Source organism: Rahnella perminowiae (genome assembly GCF_019049755.1).
GTDB lineage: Bacteria > Pseudomonadota > Gammaproteobacteria > Enterobacterales > Enterobacteriaceae > Rahnella > Rahnella perminowiae.
This window is the reverse complement of the sequence record NZ_JAFMOS010000246.1, coordinates 1-2525: the sequence shown is the minus strand read 5'-3', so window position 1 is coordinate 2525 and position 2525 is coordinate 1. Positions and strand designations below refer to the sequence as shown.

Below are 2525 nucleotides of genomic sequence, written 5' to 3'. Positions count from 1 at the left end.
CGCTCATGCGGCTGTTTTGCTTTACTGCGAATAGATTTTTGCAGCGCAGGCAGTCAGATAACGCGGGAGAATTGTTGCTGGCGCACCTGACGGCGCAGATAAATATCAAAGCACATGCAGATATTACGGATCAGCAAACGCCCGCGTGGCGTCACCAGAATATGCGTATCACTCACCTCAACCAGCCCGTCTTCTGCCAGCGGCTTCAGCAGTGCCAGGTCATCAGCAAAATAGTCGGTGAAGCGGATATCATAACGCTGTGCAATATCGCCGAAATTCAGCTCAAAATGGCAGATTAGCGATTTAATAACGTCACGACGCAGGCAGTCATCGCTGGTCATTTCCAGACCGCGCCATAACGCATGCCCCTGCTCTTCCACCCGGGCGTAATAGGTTTTGAGATCTTTTTCATTCTGCGCATAGGTGTCGCCGAGCATGCTGATAGCAGAAACGCCCATTCCGAGCAAATCGCTGTCGCCCTGTGTAGTGTAGCCCTGGAAATTGCGGTGCAATTTACCTTCGCGCTGGGCAATAGCCAGCTCATCATCAGGGCGGGCAAAGTGATCCATACCGATAAAGCGGTAACCGGAACCGGTCAGCGAAGCGATGGTTTCCTGCAGAATTTTCAGTTTCTCTTCTGCGCCTGGTAAATCGGCATCTTTGATTTTGCGCTGAGCGGCGAACAGTTTTGGCATATGCGCATAGTTAAACACACTCAGGCGATCGGGGTTCAGCTCTGCCACGCGTTGCAACGTGTAGGCAAAACTTTCTGCCGTCTGCTTCGGCAGGCCGTAAATCAGATCGATATTGGTCGAACTGAAACCCAGCATACGGGCGCGTTCAATCAGGGCAAAGATGAAATCTTCGTCCTGCTCACGGTTAACCAGACGCTGCACTTCTTTGTTGAAATCCTGCACGCCCATGCTCAGGCGATTAAAGCCTTCGCGACGCAAATGGTCGAGCACATCCAGCTCGATTTCACGCGGATCCACTTCCAGCGACATTTCTGCGTCGGGCAGGATATTAAATTGTGCCCGCAGAAGGCCCATCAAACGGCTTATCTGGGCTTTACTGAGGTAAGTCGGTGTACCACCGCCCCAGTGCAGCTGACTCACCTGACGGCCCTTAAAGAACGGCGCACGGTGACTTATCTCTTTTTCCAGCACGTTGAGATATTCTTCGGCTTTATGCTGCTGACGGGTCACCAGTTTATTGCAGCCGCAAAAGTAGCAGAGCTTATGGCAGAAAGGAATGTGCACGTACAATGAGAGCGGACGTGCCGGATAACGGGCGGCCGCCTTTTCGAAAGCGGTATTATCGTAGCTTTCACTGAACTCAAGCGCTGTTGGATAGGATGTGTATCGCGGACCCGAATAATTGTATTTCTGGATCAGCGCTAAATCCCAGACGGTAGTCTGTTCTGACATGGGTGACTTACTCCTTCCGGCGTCGGATGCTGCCGGTTCGCCTTACAGGCAGGCTTTTGGCCTGCCGTGCAAAGGTCGCTCTGCGCAAACGTGCTCTGGTTTTCGATAACCGGCGTAGTTTACCGAATAACCAAAGCAGATAACATGCAAAGAGTAAGGCTATTGCCGGGATAACCCAGCGCATAGCTTAGAAACCGTCTTTTGGGTTTCCGCGCTTAAGCAGCTGCATCATGTCTTCGTTCTTCACGGCTTCTTCGTCATCTTCATCTTCGCCGAGTTCAATGCCGAGGATTTCCATCAGAACATCGATGCGATCCAGAGTCTGGTCAACATAAGCCTGATCTTCTGCGTTTAATGCTTTGCCATCGTCGATGAGATCCAGCAAAGAATCCAGACGCTCATCGTTTTCAAGTAACGTCAGTTCTTCTTCCGGTGTCATTTTAGGTTTTGCATCTTGCTTCGGCTGTGCAGCTTTTTTGGCTTTCGCCGCATTGTTCGTGACGGTTTCAACGATCAATGGCACGGCTTTTTTGCTGCCGATACGCGGATCGGCTTTTTTCGCCCCCGCGCCGCTTTGGTTCTGAGCGGCATCAGGGTTAGCGCGTGAGCCTGCTTTATGGCCGCGGCGCTTGTTGTCACGCTTGCGTTCGCGCGCTTCGATATCAAGCTCGACACGACTTTTCTTCTTCGTTTTAGCTGTCGCGGTATTGGCGCGCGGTGCTTTCGCTGGCTGTTTCATGGCATCTGCTCTTAGGTGTGTACATTTAGTATAGATTTGCGGCGGAATCTAGCAGAAAGCGGACAAAGAAAAAAGGCAACAAGGTAACCTTGCTGCCTTTTTCTTTCCTTCTTCAGAAGGATATTCATCAAACACTTTCCCTGTATAGCCTCAACGTCCCGGTTTTTCCTTTGCCTTTCAGAGCCTCCGGCTCCGTTCATCCTTAAATCGCGATGCATTTCCAGTGATCCGTGAATGCAATTTCCGTCCATGTTTCCATTCTTGCCTTCATCGCGTAAGAATCACTTTACCCGACTGACACAAAGGCTCAAGATACCCACCAGCCGCGTTGAGCGTTCAAAGAACATATTAATTTTATC

2 protein-coding genes are annotated in these 2525 nt (G+C 50.9%); both read right to left on the bottom strand.

The annotated features are described in order from the left end of the window. Positions 1-53 precede the first annotated feature (53 nt). A complete protein-coding gene (hemN, locus tag J1785_RS01785; RefSeq protein WP_217137359.1) occupies positions 54-1427 on the bottom strand; it encodes an oxygen-independent coproporphyrinogen III oxidase in 1374 nt (457 codons plus the stop codon). 187 nt (positions 1428-1614) lie between these two features. After that, entirely contained in the window at positions 1615-2166 is a 552-nt protein-coding gene (gene yihI, locus J1785_RS01780; RefSeq protein ID WP_129955247.1) for a Der GTPase-activating protein YihI, read from the bottom strand. Between the last annotated feature and the right edge of the window lie 359 nt (positions 2167-2525).

Coding starts and splice junctions, on each gene's coding strand:
- hemN (WP_217137359.1), bottom strand. CDS start 1,427: ATGTCAGAACAGACTACCGTCTGGGATTTAGCGCTGATCCAGAAATAC.
- yihI (WP_129955247.1), bottom strand. CDS start 2,166: ATGAAACAGCCAGCGAAAGCACCGCGCGCCAATACCGCGACAGCTAAA.